Genomic DNA, 15,337 nt, shown 5'->3' on the forward strand with positions numbered 1-15,337 from the left:
AACATCCTCCACGCGATTAATCGTGGGTATGCTAAGAGGTTGAAATTACAAAATAGAAACGAGAATTTTATGAATGCTGGTACCTAACTTCCTCTCAAGTCGTATTTTATGAACATAAATTTTTTTAACATCAATGCTGTCTGTTTTTATAATCTCCTGGAGGCATGCTCCTGATAAAAACCTGTTAAGCAAAGTAAATTCGACAGCATTCAACTTACTTCCACGTCTGCTATTTACCCGTCTTCCGGAGAAAAGGTGGTTGATTTTATCCTGCAATATAACGTCATTATCGTCTGAATAAATAACTCCCTTTATTTCACTGTGGTGAGTGAGTAAGTAATTAGCCAATGCCTCTAGTTTACGGTCCGAGATTATAACGATGTTCATGTTAGTTATCGCCAGGCGTTCAATCCATTGCGGATCGGCCAGTACGCGCAGGTTGTACATCGAAAAGTCTACAAAAATAAACCCTCGTGACAGGTGATTCTTGTTCCTGCGTAATATTTTATTTACAACTGCAATCTGCAGGAAATGATTACCAACCGGCCAAACTGCGAACGAGGCATTACCACAATATTGTGATCGTACTGCGTTATCTGGAAATAACTGACAGGACAATTCACAGCTTATACAGCGGGCAACTGTTTTCGACGATGTTATCATCCAGTCCACTCCTGTCTTTTTTCATTGTCAATATTTCATTGCCGTTCAAATGTGTCAATCTTGAAACATATCCAGTTATCCTGTCTTGTTTATGAAAAAGAGTATCAGGGAAATAAATTCCTGGGCTTATCTATTCAGTCAGTCCGTCGTCATAGTGAAAAAATATCACCTGGCAGAAGTGCTCCAGGAATATTTGTCACTCCTTTAAGATTATTCGGCAAAAAAAATCCAGGAAGGAGGTACACGAAATAGCACTAATAGCTAAAGATTCGTTTCCTCAGTCTGCCGCAACGTCAGTCTTTTCTCTGGTTGCGGCTCAATATAATTATTTGGGCTGGCGAAGTGTAATGAAATCTCATTATATCGTTTTAGATGAGGTAAACCTAAGAAAAGTGCCTTGTAACTAATTGAAAAATAATATGTTGTTTTTAATCTTAGATGGGGCGGTATCGCGTCCTAATCCATCTGACCTATACTGTTGTTAAATATACGTATATGTTTTTGGTGTATAGAGTTATGTATTGTTATTTCTGAGGAAAGGAAAATTGTATCTCATTAACAAGTTGGTCGAGTATGACCCAGAAAACAAAACCCTGGTAAATCATATTACCGGGCGAACGATACAATTGCAGCTTCCTGCCAATCTCTGTTTTCTTTATCTCATCACCCATCCTGGAAAAATAATTTCGCAAAATAAGTTAATGGTGGTGGGATGGGGGGAGCGCAATGACGTCACAACACCGAATACCTTTTACCAGGCCATTTTGACATTACGCAATGCGCTTGCTGAGGTGGGGTTGCCGCGCGATACGGTAAAAACGATTTCTCGCCGCGGACTTACGCTTTCCGAAGCCACCCAGGTTGAACTATTTACCCCAACCGCTCAGCCCGTGATGGTTAATAACGAGGCGGAAATAGCTGATGATACCGCGATGCAGATGCCGGTCTGGTTGATAATAACCACCGCAGTGTTTTTGCTGATCGCGCTTATGAATGGGGTGATATTATATAAGCATCACCAGAACATGCCGTTTAGCTACTACTTGCCACTTTCAACGGGCAGTACGAACAACGCCTGCCAGCTTTTTTATGCACCTAATGAACCTGTTCAGGATCATTACTTGCGCCTGTTAAAAAATCATCCCGGTCTGTGCGCCGAAAAACGATACGTTTTTCTGATCGGCTATAGTAAAACGGAGCGAATCGCGGCGTTTGTCTGTAATAACGATGCGCGACGGGATGCGGCAGCATTATGTACCACGCATTATTTTTGGGCGCATGCGCAATGAAGACATTCCGGAACCGTATTATTTTTCTGGCGGCGTTTCTGGGGGCCGCTATCACCAGCGGCTGGTTAGCGTATTCGCATTTCTCGAGTTCGCCGATACGCTGTACGGGGGATGTGGAATGGACGATTGGTAAAAACCGATTTGTGGGTACGGTTTCCTGGCGGATGCAGCATCGGGAGGGATCCACCGTCATTAACGGTAAATTATTTGGTCAGACGGTTTCTGAAGTTAACCGGACCATCTATTTTCACTACAGCTATCATCAGAACGCGCGCGTATTAAATAACGATCGTATTGTTAAAACCTTCGCCGATAATGCGGATGAGGCTGATATCAACGCCACGCTGCCGGGTTTTTATCGCACGCCGGGAAGAGAGCTGAGCCTGATGATCGATGAGTATCGGGGGGCCTGGCTTTTTGCCGCGTCAAACGTCCCTTCACTTTACTGTCGTAAAAGCGCGCCGTAGAAATCGATCGCACACCTTAGACAGCACGCATAGTCAAATCTCTTTATTCCCGCTACAGTTACCTCTCCACGGCGAGCAGGAGATAACCATGCTTTATATCTTTGATTTAGGAAACGTAATCGTCGATATCGATTTTAATCGCGTGCTGGGTGCATGGAGCGACTTTAGCCGCGTTCCGCTGGCGACACTGAAGCAGAATTTCGCGATGGGCGAGACCTTCCATCAGCATGAACGCGGCGAGATCGACGATGAAGAATTTGCTGAACGTTTCTGCCAGGAGATGGACCTACCGTTAAGCTACGAGCAGTTTTCTCACGGCTGGCAGGCAGTATTTGTCGCCATCCGGCCTGAAGTGATCGACATCATGCATAAGCTCCGCGAGCAGGGCCATCGGGTCGTTGTGCTGTCAAATACCAACCGTCTGCACACCACGTTCTGGCCTGAGGAATACCCTGAAGTTAAGGCGGCGGCCGATAAGATCTATCTCTCGCAGGAGATGGGCATGCGTAAACCTGAAGCACGCATTTATCAGGCTGTTCTCCAGTCGGAAGGATTCACCGCGGCCGATGCGGTCTTTTTTGACGACAACGCCGATAATATAGAGGGAGCTAACCAGTTGGGTATAACGTCAATTCTGGTGACCGGAAAAGAGACGATACCAAACTACTTTGCGAAGCAGCTATGCTAAAAACCGTTCATCAAAAAGCCACGCATCATACTCGCCCGCTGAGGGCCTGGCTGAAACTGCTCTGGCACCGTATTGATGAGGACAACATGACCACGCTGGCGGGTAACCTCGCCTACGTGTCGTTGCTCTCATTAGTGCCGCTGGTGGCGGTCATCTTTGCCCTGTTTTCCGCCTTTCCGATGTTTGCGGACGTCAGCCTGCAGCTTCGTCATTTTGTCTTCGCGAATTTCATTCCTGCAACCGGGGATGTCATCCAGAACTACATTGAGCAGTTTGTTGCCAATTCCAGCAAGATGACGGCAGTGGGGGCGTGCGGTCTTATCGTTACCGCGCTGCTGTTGATGTACGCCATTGATAATGCGCTGAACACTATCTGGCGGAGTAAAAAAGCGCGGCCAAAGGTCTATTCCTTTGCCGTGTACTGGATGATTCTTACGCTGGGGCCGCTGCTGGCCGGGGCGAGCCTGGCGATCAGTTCGTATCTTCTCTCCTTGCGCTGGGCGAGTGATTTAAACGGCGTAATTGATAATGCGCTTCGAATCTTTCCGCTGATCCTGTCGTGGCTTTCTTTCTGGCTGCTCTATAGCGTCGTGCCGACCACGCGCGTACCTAACCGCGATGCGGTTGTGGGCGCGCTGGTGGCGGCGTTGCTTTTTGAGCTCGGTAAAAAAGGATTTGCCCTCTACATCACCATGTTTCCGTCCTATCAGCTGATTTACGGCGTGCTGGCGGTGATCCCCATTTTGTTTGTCTGGGTCTACTGGACCTGGTGTATCGTCTTGCTTGGTGCCGAAATAACTGTCACTCTCGGTGTGTACCGCGAACTTAAAAAAGCAGCAGAAGCTGAAAAACAATTAGAAGCAGACCAACCATGATTGCATTGATACAGCGCGTAACCCGTGCCAGCGTCACCGTGGAGGGAGAGGTGACGGGTGAAATTGGCCCAGGACTTTTGGTGTTGTTAGGTGTCGAAAAGGATGACGACGAACAAAAAGCCAACCGCTTGTGTGAGCGCGTGCTGGGCTACCGTATTTTCAGCGATGCGGAAGGCAAGATGAACCTGAACGTCCAGCAGGCGGGCGGCAGCGTGCTGGTGGTTTCCCAGTTTACGCTGGCTGCGGATACCGAACGCGGCATGCGTCCGAGCTTCTCCAAAGGCGCCGCGCCGGATCGTGCAGAAGCACTTTACGAGTACTTTGTTGAGCGTTGTCGCCAGCAGGAAATGAATACGCAAACCGGACGATTCGCTGCAGATATGCAGGTTTCGCTGGTGAACGATGGCCCCGTCACATTCTGGCTCCAGGTATGAGCCAACTGGCGGCATGGCCGCGGGTAACAAGAGAGAGTACAGCTATGTATCACCTTCGAGTACCGCAAACGGAAGAAGAGTTAGACGCTTATTACCAGTTCCGCTGGGAAATGCTGCGCAAGCCACTGCATCAGCCAAAAGGATCGGAACGCGACGCCTGGGATGCGATGGCCCACCATCAGATGGTGATGGACGAAGAGGGTAACCTCGTCGCCGTCGGGCGCTTGTATATCAACGCCGATAACGAAGCGTCGATTCGCTTTATGGCGGTTCATCCCTCCGTTCAGGACAAAGGTCTGGGAACGCTAATGGCGATGACCCTTGAGTCCGTCGCCCGTCAGGAAGGCGTTAAGCGCGTTACCTGTAGCGCCCGCGAAGATGCCGTAGATTTTTTCGCCAAGCTCGGCTTTGTGAATCAGGGGGAAATCACGACCCCACAAACCACGCCGATTCGTCATTTTTTGATGATCAAACCCATCGCCACGCTGGATGATATTCTTCATCGCGCCGACTGGTGTGGACAGCTGCAGCAGGCCTGGTATCAGCACATTCCGCTCAGCGAAAAAATGGGCGTGCGCATTCAGCAGTACACCGGACAAAAATTTATTACCACCATGCCGGAAACCGGCAATCAGAATCCGCACCACACTCTGTTTGCCGGAAGTCTGTTTTCCCTCGCGACGCTCACCGGCTGGGGGCTCATCTGGCTGATGCTTCGCGAGCGCCATCTGGGCGGCACCATTATTCTTGCTGATGCTCACATCCGCTATAGCGCACCGATAAGCGGCAAGCCGAGCGCCGTGGCCGATCTGGGGTCACTGGGCGGCGATCTGGACCGCCTGGCGCGCGGCCGCAAAGCCCGCGTACAAATGCAGGTTGAACTGTTTGGCGATAAAACACCGGGTGCGGTGTTTGAAGGCACCTACATTGTTCTTCCAGCGAAGCCCTTCGGCGCGTATGAAGAGGGTGGGAACGAGGAGGAGTAATCTTCTGTTCACTCTCCTCGGGCGTGGTTAATCCGCCCGGCGATATCCCGCATAACGTCTCGCGCTGACTGGCTGACGCCGCCAAGCTGAAAGAAGCCATGGATGACGCCCAGCCAGCGCTGAGCGGTACACTTCACACCCTGCTCAGTCAGATGCTGATACAACATTTCTCCCTCATCGCAAAGCGGATCGTACTCTGCGGTAATGATGTGCACTGGCGGAAGCCCGTAAAAATCATCACGCGACAGCGGGCTGGCTTCCGGATGCTGGCGGTCAGTCTCTGCAAGATACATTTCATACCCGCTGAGCAGGGTATCGCGGGTGATAATATAATCCGTGCCATTGAGGGCATAACTTGCAAAGCTGGCTGTGGCATCGAGCATAGGATAGATAAGAATAAGCTGCACAGGTTGCCACAGCTTTTTAACCTTTAGCCTCAGCGCCGTTACCAGCGCCAGATGCCCTCCTGCGCTGTCTCCACAGAGGGTGAGCCGGTTCTTATCCACGCCTAATTTGTCCGCATACTTCCAGACCAGATCTGCACCTCTTTCAGCATCGTCATGTGCAGCGGGGAAGGTATGCTCCGGCGCCAACCTGTACTGAACCGCGATCACCCGGCAATTGCCGTAGCAGGCTAACTGACGGAGTTGGTTGTCATGGGTATCAAAGCCGCCGCTGATAAAGCATCCGCCGTGATAGTAGATGGCAGCAGGCAATATTTCAGGGGCATTAAGAGGTGAAAATACCCGAATGGTAAGGCCCTCAAGCACTAGCGTCTCTACCTGAACGCGCGTTTCTGTCTTCCCGGCAAGCCCCGTGCTGGCAATATACCCTGCTCGTCGTACCTCAATGGTCTGTCGACGTGACGAAGGCCGGCCTGCAGCGATAAATCCCTGAACCAGCTGCGCAATACCCTGTTCCAGTGCCATTAAAATTCCCTTTAACTGTATGGATATACAGTTTTATAACCTGGTTTGATTCAAAAGAAAATAAGAAAATTGTCGAGGACTAAAATCTGGAAAGCGCTTCGCAAATAGCAGGAAAACTATAGCTACGGGCTTTAACCCTTCAGAATGAAAGCGTATGTTGCCTTGAAAATAGACAATAGTGATATACTAAGGTGATATATGAGTCTTTCCGCGGATCTTGATATGGGCAGAATTCTGATCGATTTGTCTGATGACGTAATTCAACGACTGGATAATCTGAAGCAGCTGCGTAACCGGCCTCGTGCCGAATTGCTTCGGGAAGCCATTGAGCAATATCTTGACCAGCAGAGTTCATCGGTTATCCGCGATGCGCTTGGCTTGTGGGGAAACCAGCAGGAAGATGGGCTTGAGTATGAACGCAAGCTGCGTGAGGAGTGGTAATCATGGAGCACATGGCGGTGTTCGATACCAATATACTCATCGATCTTTTTAATAATCGCGTTGAGGCTGCGGATGCAATTGATCGCACAGCTTCTCATCGAGCCATTAGTCTGATCACATGGATGGAAGTCATGGTGGGGGCCCGCAAACATGGTCACGAAGCGAAAACTGCGACAGTGATGGGCGTATTTGAGATTATTGATATCACCCGAGATATCGCTGAAAGAAGCGTAATTCTGCGCGAGAAGCATGGAATGAAACTGCCTGATGCTATCATTCTGGCCACAGCTCAGAGCAGAAATTGTCCGTTGATTTCTCGAAACACGAAAGACTTTTCGGGCATTACTGGAGTCGTTTCACCTTACCAACTGTAGGCCGGGCAAGCTTACGCCGCCCGGCACTGTCAGAGGGAATTACTCCCCTTCACCCGGGAAAAGGAACGGGTTAATCGAGCTGCGGGCAAAGCCCTCCTGCTCCATCTTCGCATCCAGAATCAGCGAGGCGAGATCGTCGGCCACGGCTTCGACTTTCGGGTCTTTTTCCTGATAAAGAATCTTCAGGTAAGTGCCGCAGTCGCCGCAGCTTTCGGCTTTCACCGCCGCTTCTTCATTTTCCAGCGACCAGTAGTTCAAATCGCGGGTCTGCTCGCAGTTGCTGCACTTGATGCGCACCACGTGCCACTCGGTTTCGCACAGGTTGCAGTGCAGGTAGCGCAGCCCCTGAGTCGTGCCGATTTGCACCATGCTCGATACCGGCATGGAGCCGCAGACCGGGCAGAACTGGCGCGCCTCGCCGTATTCGGCGCGGGCTTTACCGGGGATCAGGCTTGCCATTTGCGCCCAGTAGAGCGACAGCGCAGCCCAGATAAACGGCGCTTTATCGCTGCTCACCAGAGCGAAGTCGGAGGCAAACAGCGCGCTCGCCATCTCTTCCAGCTCCAGGTCAGAGGCTTTTTCCAGATTCTCAATGACCGCCAGCGCGGTGCCGCTCATCTCCGGCTTCAGCTCGGCAATGAGCGAATGCAGCAGCTTTTGCCAGTGCTTGTCGCGCGGCAGGACGTGAATGTCCAGCGGCGGCTTGCCCTGCGCGTTGGCTTCTTTGATGCGCGCGGTCAGATCCATTTGCAGCGGGTGGTCGTACAGCACCACTTCCTGCGCGTGGGCAACTAGCGCGGCAAAGCGCAGAAAATCGCCCAGCGGGTTGTTCTCTGCCAGCTCGCGCAGACGCTCTGCGCGGCGGTTGTAGAGGTTCTTGAGTCTGGGGAATAACAACGGCGGAATATAATCCGCCGTGCGTTTCTCGCTCGACCCCAGCTCATCTTGCGGGATTATGCGAATACTCATTCAGATGACTTTTCCTGTTTCTGGCGGACTTCACGGTACCAGCGCGGGTGATGTTTCTTCGCCCACGTGCTGGTTACCCATCCTTCCACCATCGCGGTAATGGTGCCTTTCACCCAGAGGGCGGCGTAGATATGCACCATGATAACCACAATTAACGCCACTGCGGCAAATGAATGCAGCATCAGCGCGAATCGGATCACCGGGATTGAGAAAGCAGGCGCAAAGTACGGACGCCAGATGATCACGCCGCTCACCAGCAACAGGACCAGGAAGATAATCGCCGCCCAGAATACGCATTTCTGGCCGAAGTTATAACGCCCGGTATCACCCACTTCCTCGTTGACGACGATCTTACGAATATTCTTCGCCCAAAAGATATCATCCCGATTGATTAGGTTATGGTGCCAGTAGCGGAAAAACATGATGATAAACGACGCGAACATGATGACGCCCACAAACGGGTGCAGAATACGCGCCAGCTGTGGTGTCCCCATGATCTGCATCAGCCAGTTGAAGGACGGGAAGAAGAACCCCAGTCCGCTTATCGCCGCCAGCATGAAGCAGAAGGCGGTGACCCAGTGGTTGATGCGTTCCGGCGCGGTGTAGCGCACGATGGTGTCACGTTTTCTCATTTGCGCACCTCGTCTTTCTCTTCATGCAGGTTGTCGTCTTCCTCTTCCGCGCGGTTCGGACCAACGCCGACGTAGTGGAAGATGCTCGCTGCGAAGGTGGCAGCAAAACCGACCGCTGCCAGCGGTTTCCAGATGCCTTTCCAGAACTTCACGGTGGCGCTGATTTCCGGGTTCTCCGGCAGGCCGTGATACAGGTTCGGCTTGTCGGCGTGGTGCAACACGTACATCACGTGCGTACCGCCAACTCCGGCCGGATCGTACAGGCCCGCGTTGTCGTAACCGCGGGTTTTCAACTCGCCCACGCGCTCTGCCGCCAGCGTTTTCATATCCTCTTTGGAGCCAAAGTGGATAGCGCCGGTTGGGCAGGTCTTCACGCACGCAGGCTCCTGGCCGACGGTCACGCGGTCAACGCACAGCGTGCATTTGTAGACGCGATTGTCTTCCGGGTTCAGGCGCGGTACGTCGAACGGGCAGCCCGCGATGCAGTAGCCGCAGCCGATGCACTGTTCGGACTGGAAGTCGACGATACCGTTGGCATACTGAATGATAGCCCCTTCTGACGGACATGCCTTCAGGCAGCCCGGATCCGCACAGTGCATACAGCCGTCTTTGCGGATAAGCCATTCCAGTTTGTCGTTCTGCTCAACTTCCGAGAAACGCATCACCGTCCAGGACTTGGCGGTCAGGTCCGCCGGGTTGTCGTACACCCCGACGTTGTGACCGACTTCGTCACGCAGATCGTTCCACTCCGAGCACGCCACCTGACAGGCTTTACAGCCGATACAGGTGGTCACGTCGATAAGCTTCGCCACTTCCTGCTGGTGGTCCCGCGCCTGAGGCGCGGGCGTGAAACCGTTAGTCGCGGAACGACGGATAATGTCTTGAGATTGATAAGCCATAAGTCGTCTCCGTTACACCTTTTCCACGTTCACGAGGAAGGCCTTAAACTCCGGCGTCTGCGTGTTCGCATCGCCGACGAACGGCGTCAGGGTATTCGCAATGAACCCTTTCTTCGCCACGCCCTCATAGCCCCAGTGGATCGGAATACCGATGGTATCCACCTGCTGACCGTGAACGTTCAGCGTGCGAATACGCTTGGTCACCACCGCCTTGGCCTTGATATAGCCGCGGTTAGAGGAGACCTTCACGGTATCGCCATGGGCAATGCCGAGCTTGCCCGCCAGCTTCTCGCCGATCTCCACAAACTGTTCCGGCTGCGCGATGGCGTTAAGCAGCGCGTGCTTGGTCCAGTAGTGGAAGTGCTCGGTCAGACGGTAGGTGGTGCCCACATACGGGAACTTGTCCTTTTTACCCAGCGCTTCGAAATCGCCCTTGAAGATACGGGCTGCCGGGTTAGAGACCACGTTCGGGTGCAGCGGGTTGGTACCCAGCGGCGTCTCAAACGGCTCGTAGTGTTCCGGGAACGGACCTTCCGCCATCTTATCGATAGCAAACAGACGCCCCATCCCTTCAGGCTGCATGATAAACGGCCCAACGTCGCTGCCCGGTGCGGCAGTGCTGTAGTCCGGAATATCCACGCCGCCCCATTTCGCGCCGTCCCACTTCAGAAGCTGACGCTTCGGATCCCACGGGTTGCCCTGCGGGTCAGCGGATGCGCGGTTATAGAGGATACGGCGGTTGAGCGGCCATGCCCATGCCCAGCCCAGCGTATTGCCCAGGCCTGACGGGTCGGCGTTATCGCGGTTGGCCATCTGGTTGCCCTTCGGCGTCCAGCTACCGGCGAAGATCCAGCAGCCGCTTGATGTGGTACCGTCATCGCGCAGGTGCGCGAAGGTGCTGAGCTGATCGCCTTTCTTCGCCAGCACGGTACCGGTGGCCGGGTCGATAACGTCTGCCAGCGCCTTACCGTTGCTCTCCATCGCCACTTCTTCCGGCGCTGGGTTTTCCGGCGTCGAGTAGTTCCAGCTCATATTAAGCACCGGTTCCGGGTTCGCGCCGCCTTCTTCCGCATACATCTTACGCAGGCGTAAGAAGATGCCGGCCAGGATCTCGCCGTCGTTCATGGCGATGCCCGGGGCGTCCGCGCCTTTCCAGTGCCACTGCAGCCAGCGTCCGGAGTTGACGATAGAACCGTTCTCTTCCGCGAAGCAGGTCGACGGCAGACGGAACACTTCAGTCTGGATCTTCGACGGATCGACGTCGTTCGATTCACCGTGGTTCTGCCAGAAGGTTGAGGTCTCGGTATTGAGCGGGTCAATCGTCACCAGGAACTTCAGCTTCGACAGAGACTCAACAACCTTGTTCTTGTTCGGGAACGAGGCAACCGGGTTAAAGCCCTGGCACAGATAGCCGTTCACTTTGCCCTGGTGCATCATCTCGAAATACTGCAGAACGTCGTAACCTTTGTCCCACTTCGGCAGCCAGTCAAAGCCCCAGCTGTTTTCAGCCGTCGCTTTGTCGCCGAAGAAGGCTTTCATCATCGAGACGAAGAACTTCGGATAGTTGCCCCAGTAGTTTACCTGGCCTTCGAGCAGCGGTTTAGGCGTGCTGGCCGTCAGGTAGGTTTGCAGGTCGGTCTGTTTCTCGCTTGGCAGGTTCATGTAACCCGGCAGGCTTTGAGACAGCAGGCCGAGGTCGGTCAGACCCTGAATATTGGAGTGACCGCGCAGGGCGTTGACGCCGCCGCCTGCCATTCCCATGTTGCCGAGCAGGAGCTGAACCATCGCCATGGTACGGATGTTCTGCGCGCCGATGGAGTGCTGCGTCCAGCCGAGGGCGTAGAGGAACGACGCGGTTTTATCTTTCGCGCTAGTTTCGGCGATCAGCTCGCACACCTTCAGGAAGTCTGCCTTCGGCGTACCGCAGATATTCTCAACCACCTCCGGCGTGTAGCGGGAAACGTGCTCTTTCAGCAGGTTCCACACGCAGCGCGGGTGTTGCAGGGTGGTGTCGCGCTTCGCAAAGCCTTTTTCATCCAGCTCGTAGTTCCAGCTGGTTTTATCGTATCTGCGTTTTTCGGCGTCGTAACCGCTGAACAGGCCATCTTCGAAGTGGTAATCCTCACGCACGATCAGGCTGGCGTTGGTATAAGCTTCGGTGTATTCGCGGTTATATTTTTCGTTGGTCATCAGGTACAGCAATACGCCTGACAGGAAAGTGATGTCAGTACCTGAACGAATTGGGGTGTAGAAATCCGCCACTGACGCAGTACGCGTAAAGCGGGGATCGATCACAATCAGTTTCGCACCGTTGTGGATTTTGGCTTCCATCGCCCAGCGGAACCCGACAGGGTGCGCTTCAGCGGCGTTACCGCCCATCACCACGATGAGGTTGGCGTTCTTGATGTCGACCCAGTGGTTGGTCATCGCACCGCGACCAAATGTTGGAGCAAGACTTGCTACCGTTGGTCCGTGTCAGACACGCGCCTGGTTGTCGACCGCGAGCATACCGAGTGCGCGCGTAAATTTCTGGGTTAAATAACCGGTTTCGTTGCTGGAAGCAGAGGCACACAGCATCCCGGTGGAGAGCCAGCGGTTGACCGTGACGCCGTCGGCGTTCTTCTCAACAAAGTTGGCATCGCGGTCTTCTTTAATGTGTTTTGCGATGCGGTCAAACGCCTCTTCCCAGCTGATTTGCTGCCATTTATCGGAGCCAGGTGCGCGATATTCAGGGAACTTGAGGCGGCTTTCGGAGTGGATAAAGTCCACCAGACCGGCCCCTTTCGGGCACAATGCGCCGCGGTTGACCGGATGATCCGGGTCGCCTTCGATATGGAAAATAGACGCTTTGGCGTTTTTAGCACCGTCGCCGAGGCTATACATCAACAGCCCGCAACCGACAGAGCAGTACGTGCAGGTATTACGGGTTTCACGGGTGCGCAGCAGTTTATACTGCCGCGTTTCCGCCAGCGCTACGCCGGGCGCAAAGCCCAGTGCCGCTGCCGTGGTGCCTGCCATACCGCCAGCGCAGATCTTAAAGAACTGCCTTCTGCTGACCTGCATGGGTCACTCCTTGTTTCGACATTGCTTACATATGTAGTTTTAACTTCGCGGTTGAGAATTGACCGCAAAGGAGAAAAATTTGCGTTAATCCCTCAATTCCACGAGGGATATCATCAGAATACCACAATGTCGGTACAGCTGTTCTAATGGCGTTAATACAAAGTGAACGTATTATCACCCTGTTGACTATAAAGTGTGATATTGATCACATTATTAACCCCGCATGTTAAAGGGGTGTAGCATGCGTTTTGTTGTACCTCTCACAAGTGAGTAGGTAAACTTGATGCTGAAAAGTTGATCCATACTATGCGTAAGCCCTGTTGTTTGTGATGCAATAGCAGGCTCACCTCCGTGGTTGTTCAGGAATACCGCTGTGTCTAAACAAAACCGTGCTCCCCACTCGTCACCCCTGCCTGCGGGCATTGTGGAACTGTCGGTACACAGACCGCCCCACATTACCCATGCCACGCCGGATTTTCTGGCGGAAGAGGTGCCCGTTGCGCTCGTTTACAACGGTATCTCCCATGTGGTGATGATGGCTTCGCCGAAAGATCTCGAGCTGTTCGCCATCGGTTTTTCCCTCTCGGAAGGCATCATTGACCATCCGCAGGAGATCTACGGCATGGACGTGGTGCAGGCTTGCAACGGCCTTGAAGTGCAAATCGAACTCTCCAGCCGCCGCTTTATGGGGCTGAAAGAGCGCCGCCGCGCGCTGGCCGGGCGTACCGGCTGCGGCGTGTGTGGCGTTGAGCAACTTAATGATATTGGCAAACCCGTTGCGCCACTGCCGTTTACTCAGACCTTTAATCTGGCTCACCTCGACCATGCGCTCGAGCACCTGAACGATGTACAGCCCATTGGCCAGCTGAGCGGCTGCACGCACGCGGCGGCATGGGTGTTGCCGTCGGGCGATATTGCCGGGGGCCACGAGGACGTGGGCCGCCACGTGGCGCTGGACAAGCTGCTCGGTCGCCGTGCGCGTGAAAGTGATGTCTGGAGGCAGGGGGCGGCACTCGTTTCCAGCCGCGCCAGCTATGAGATGGTGCAAAAATCGGCGATGTGCGGTGTGGAAATTCTCTTCGCGGTGTCGGCGGCGACCACGCTGGCGGTGGAGGTGGCGGAGCGCTGCAACCTGACGCTGGTGGGCTTCTGCAAGCCGGGAAGGGCGACCGTTTATACCCATCCGCAGCGATTAATAGTTAATCAATAATTTTGAATGATAATAGCAAATCCTTCCGCTTTTAGTTGTTCGAGATGAGGTCTAGTATTTATCTCATCAAGGCACGGTGCCTTACCTAAACAACTTAATGAAAGGGTTTATATAATGAAAAGCATCAAAACTTTTGTCGCTGTAATCGCTCTGGCTACTTCTTTCGGTTCTTTCGCTGCACAGACCGTGACTGCAACCGCCTCTACCATTGATGGCGCAGAAGCTAAAATCGCGGCTCAGGCTCAGGATGCTGGCGCATCATCTTACAAAATTACCCAGGCGTTCTCAGGTAACCGCGTACACATGACTGCTGAACTGACTAAATAAGCTGTCACACCGTCGAAAGAGCGCCCCCGGGGCGCTTTTTTAGTTTATGCCCGCCACGCGCAGCAGCGCGGTTACCACTGCCGCCGCCACGATCACCACAATTAACGGCATTTTCCGCCAGGCCAGAAATACCGCAAACGCCACGCCCAGCACGCGCGCCATTCCGGCAAAGTGGTCACCTTCATAAAACGTGGTCGCCAGCGCCACGGAAAACAGCAATACCGTTGCCGCATCTGACAGCAGCGCCTGTGAACGCTCTGACAATGCCAGCCTGCTGCCCAGTTTCGCCCCGCCAAGACGCATCAGATACGTTCCCGCAGACAAAATGGCGATACCGAGAATAAAAAACGTCATATTTCCCATTATTTTTTCCTCGCAGCGAGACCCAGTAAGGAGAGCAGCACCGGTAATCCCACCGGGGCAAACGGCACGGCGGCCAGTGACAGCGCGGCGCCACTGCAGGCGCGGATCAGCGTGGTACGGTTTTTAAACGCGGGAACCACCAGCGCCAGCAATATGGCCGGGAATACCGCATCCAGGCCAATGGTTTCCGGGTCCGGTAGCAGCTTGCCGACCATGGCACCCAGCAGGGCCCCCAGCGGCCAGACAATCGCCACGCCTAAACCACATAGCCAGTACGCCGCTTTGCGCTGTTCGGGCGTTTTTTGCGACAGGCCAAACACCACGCTTTCGTCATTCATGATGTGGCAGCCCAACAGGCTCAGGCCGCGTTTGCCGACCAGCTCACGCACCGTCACGCCAAACGGCACGTGCCGCGCGTTGACCAGTAACCCCGCGGCTGCGGCCGCCAGCGGGTTACCGCCGCTTGCCACGATGCCAATAAACATAAACTCTGACGCGCCCGCGAGTACGGTGATGGAGAGTACAAACGGTACCCAGACCGGAAAACCGTAGGCCATCGCCAGGGAGCCGTATGACATCCCGACCACGCCGACCGCGAGGCAGACCAGGATGATTGCTTTTATGGTGTCGCCTTTCAGGCAAGAGAGATGATGCTTCATACATTTTTAGCCATATCGAACGGGTATCCATTATAATGAACGCAACAGAAGTGTTTTTCAAGATGAACG

Annotated in this window: 18 protein-coding genes; 10 read left to right on the top strand and 8 right to left on the bottom strand. The window is 53.7% G+C overall.

Going from position 1 to position 15,337, the window contains the following annotated elements; genetic code table 11:
* Window positions 1-45 precede the first annotated feature (45 nt).
* On the bottom strand, window positions 46-663 hold the full coding sequence (locus UR289_RS19550) for a transcriptional regulator (RefSeq protein WP_033146969.1): 618 nt from the start codon (window positions 661-663) through the stop codon (window positions 46-48).
* A 545-nt stretch (window positions 664-1,208) separates the two neighbouring features.
* Here UR289_RS19550 and UR289_RS19555 point away from each other — a divergent pair.
* The 6 genes from UR289_RS19555 to fabY all read left to right on the top strand — a co-directional run bounded on the left by UR289_RS19555 (window position 1,209) and on the right by fabY (window position 5,402).
* Window positions 1,209-1,952, top strand: coding sequence for a transcriptional regulator (locus UR289_RS19555; protein ID WP_320711358.1), 744 nt, complete (start codon window positions 1,209-1,211; stop codon window positions 1,950-1,952).
* Entirely contained in the window at window positions 1,949-2,419 is a 471-nt protein-coding gene (locus tag UR289_RS19560) for a hypothetical protein (protein WP_033146967.1), read from the top strand. The genes UR289_RS19555 and UR289_RS19560 overlap by 4 nt, the downstream gene beginning before the upstream one ends.
* Before the next feature lie 88 nt (window positions 2,420-2,507).
* Window positions 2,508-3,107: a glucose-1-phosphatase gene (gene yihX, locus UR289_RS19565; RefSeq protein WP_143347721.1), complete on the top strand. Its 600-nt coding sequence runs from the start codon at window positions 2,508-2,510 to the stop codon at window positions 3,105-3,107.
* On the top strand, window positions 3,101-3,982 hold the full coding sequence (locus UR289_RS19570) for a virulence factor BrkB family protein (protein WP_033146965.1): 882 nt from the start codon (window positions 3,101-3,103) through the stop codon (window positions 3,980-3,982). Before yihX ends, UR289_RS19570 begins: the two co-directional genes overlap by 7 nt.
* A complete protein-coding gene (gene dtd, locus UR289_RS19575) occupies window positions 3,979-4,416 on the top strand; it encodes a D-aminoacyl-tRNA deacylase (RefSeq protein WP_008501836.1) in 438 nt (145 codons plus the stop codon). The genes UR289_RS19570 and dtd overlap by 4 nt, the downstream gene beginning before the upstream one ends.
* A gap of 44 nt (window positions 4,417-4,460) precedes the next feature.
* The gene (fabY, locus tag UR289_RS19580) at window positions 4,461-5,402 is read left to right on the top strand and encodes a fatty acid biosynthesis protein FabY (RefSeq protein ID WP_039264191.1); all 942 of its coding nucleotides are present in this window, start codon (window positions 4,461-4,463) and stop codon (window positions 5,400-5,402) included.
* A gap of 8 nt (window positions 5,403-5,410) precedes the next feature.
* On the opposite strand, the gene UR289_RS19585 is transcribed toward fabY, so the two are convergent.
* A complete protein-coding gene (locus UR289_RS19585) occupies window positions 5,411-6,331 on the bottom strand; it encodes an alpha/beta hydrolase (RefSeq protein WP_320711362.1) in 921 nt (306 codons plus the stop codon).
* A gap of 198 nt (window positions 6,332-6,529) precedes the next feature.
* On the opposite strand from UR289_RS19585, the gene UR289_RS19590 reads away from it, so the two are divergent.
* Together UR289_RS19590 and UR289_RS19595 are read left to right on the top strand one after the other, a co-directional pair.
* Window positions 6,530-6,772 (top strand): ribbon-helix-helix protein, CopG family, encoded by a 243-nt coding sequence (locus UR289_RS19590; protein WP_023309753.1) that lies wholly within the window; start codon window positions 6,530-6,532, stop codon window positions 6,770-6,772.
* Between the two features lie 2 nt (window positions 6,773-6,774).
* Complete coding sequence (locus UR289_RS19595; RefSeq protein WP_080298642.1) at window positions 6,775-7,146, top strand: type II toxin-antitoxin system VapC family toxin; 372 nt, start codon at window positions 6,775-6,777, stop codon at window positions 7,144-7,146.
* Between the two features lie 39 nt (window positions 7,147-7,185).
* Here UR289_RS19595 and fdhE read toward each other — a convergent pair whose 3' ends face one another.
* Genes fdhE through fdnG form a run of 4 tightly spaced genes read right to left on the bottom strand, consistent with a single transcriptional unit; the run spans window position 7,186 to window position 12,709 of the window.
* Complete coding sequence (gene fdhE, locus UR289_RS19600; protein WP_023309751.1) at window positions 7,186-8,115, bottom strand: formate dehydrogenase accessory protein FdhE; 930 nt, start codon at window positions 8,113-8,115, stop codon at window positions 7,186-7,188.
* Window positions 8,112-8,747, bottom strand: a complete 636-nt coding sequence (gene fdoI / locus UR289_RS19605; RefSeq protein ID WP_008501832.1) for a formate dehydrogenase cytochrome b556 subunit — start codon at window positions 8,745-8,747, stop codon at window positions 8,112-8,114. Before fdoI ends, fdhE begins: the two co-directional genes overlap by 4 nt.
* Window positions 8,744-9,646, bottom strand: coding sequence for a formate dehydrogenase subunit beta (fdxH, locus tag UR289_RS19610; RefSeq protein ID WP_008501831.1), 903 nt, complete (start codon window positions 9,644-9,646; stop codon window positions 8,744-8,746). The genes fdoI and fdxH overlap by 4 nt, the downstream gene beginning before the upstream one ends.
* 12 nt (window positions 9,647-9,658) lie before the next feature.
* The gene (gene fdnG / locus UR289_RS19615) at window positions 9,659-12,709 is read right to left on the bottom strand and encodes a formate dehydrogenase-N subunit alpha (RefSeq protein ID WP_320711364.1); all 3,051 of its coding nucleotides are present in this window, start codon (window positions 12,707-12,709) and stop codon (window positions 9,659-9,661) included.
* A gap of 373 nt (window positions 12,710-13,082) precedes the next feature.
* Between fdnG and fdhD the strand changes: the two genes are divergently transcribed.
* Window positions 13,083-13,919 carry a formate dehydrogenase accessory sulfurtransferase FdhD gene (gene fdhD, locus UR289_RS19620; protein WP_320711365.1) on the top strand — a complete coding sequence of 279 codons (837 nt, stop codon included), beginning with the start codon at window positions 13,083-13,085 and terminating at the stop codon, window positions 13,917-13,919.
* A gap of 114 nt (window positions 13,920-14,033) precedes the next feature.
* Window positions 14,034-14,246 carry a DUF1471 domain-containing protein gene (locus tag UR289_RS19625; RefSeq protein ID WP_033146958.1) on the top strand — a complete coding sequence of 71 codons (213 nt, stop codon included), beginning with the start codon at window positions 14,034-14,036 and terminating at the stop codon, window positions 14,244-14,246.
* A 39-nt stretch (window positions 14,247-14,285) separates the two neighbouring features.
* Here the strand turns inward: UR289_RS19625 and UR289_RS19630 are convergent, their stop codons facing one another.
* Window positions 14,286-14,609 (bottom strand): AzlD domain-containing protein, encoded by a 324-nt coding sequence (locus UR289_RS19630; protein WP_033146957.1) that lies wholly within the window; start codon window positions 14,607-14,609, stop codon window positions 14,286-14,288.
* A complete protein-coding gene (locus UR289_RS19635) occupies window positions 14,609-15,268 on the bottom strand; it encodes an AzlC family ABC transporter permease (protein ID WP_023309745.1) in 660 nt (219 codons plus the stop codon). The genes UR289_RS19630 and UR289_RS19635 overlap by 1 nt, the downstream gene beginning before the upstream one ends.
* Window positions 15,269-15,337 lie beyond the last annotated feature (69 nt).

It is taken from the genome of Enterobacter sp. 302C9 (assembly GCF_034106085.1).
Lineage (GTDB): Bacteria > Pseudomonadota > Gammaproteobacteria > Enterobacterales > Enterobacteriaceae > Enterobacter > Enterobacter asburiae_B.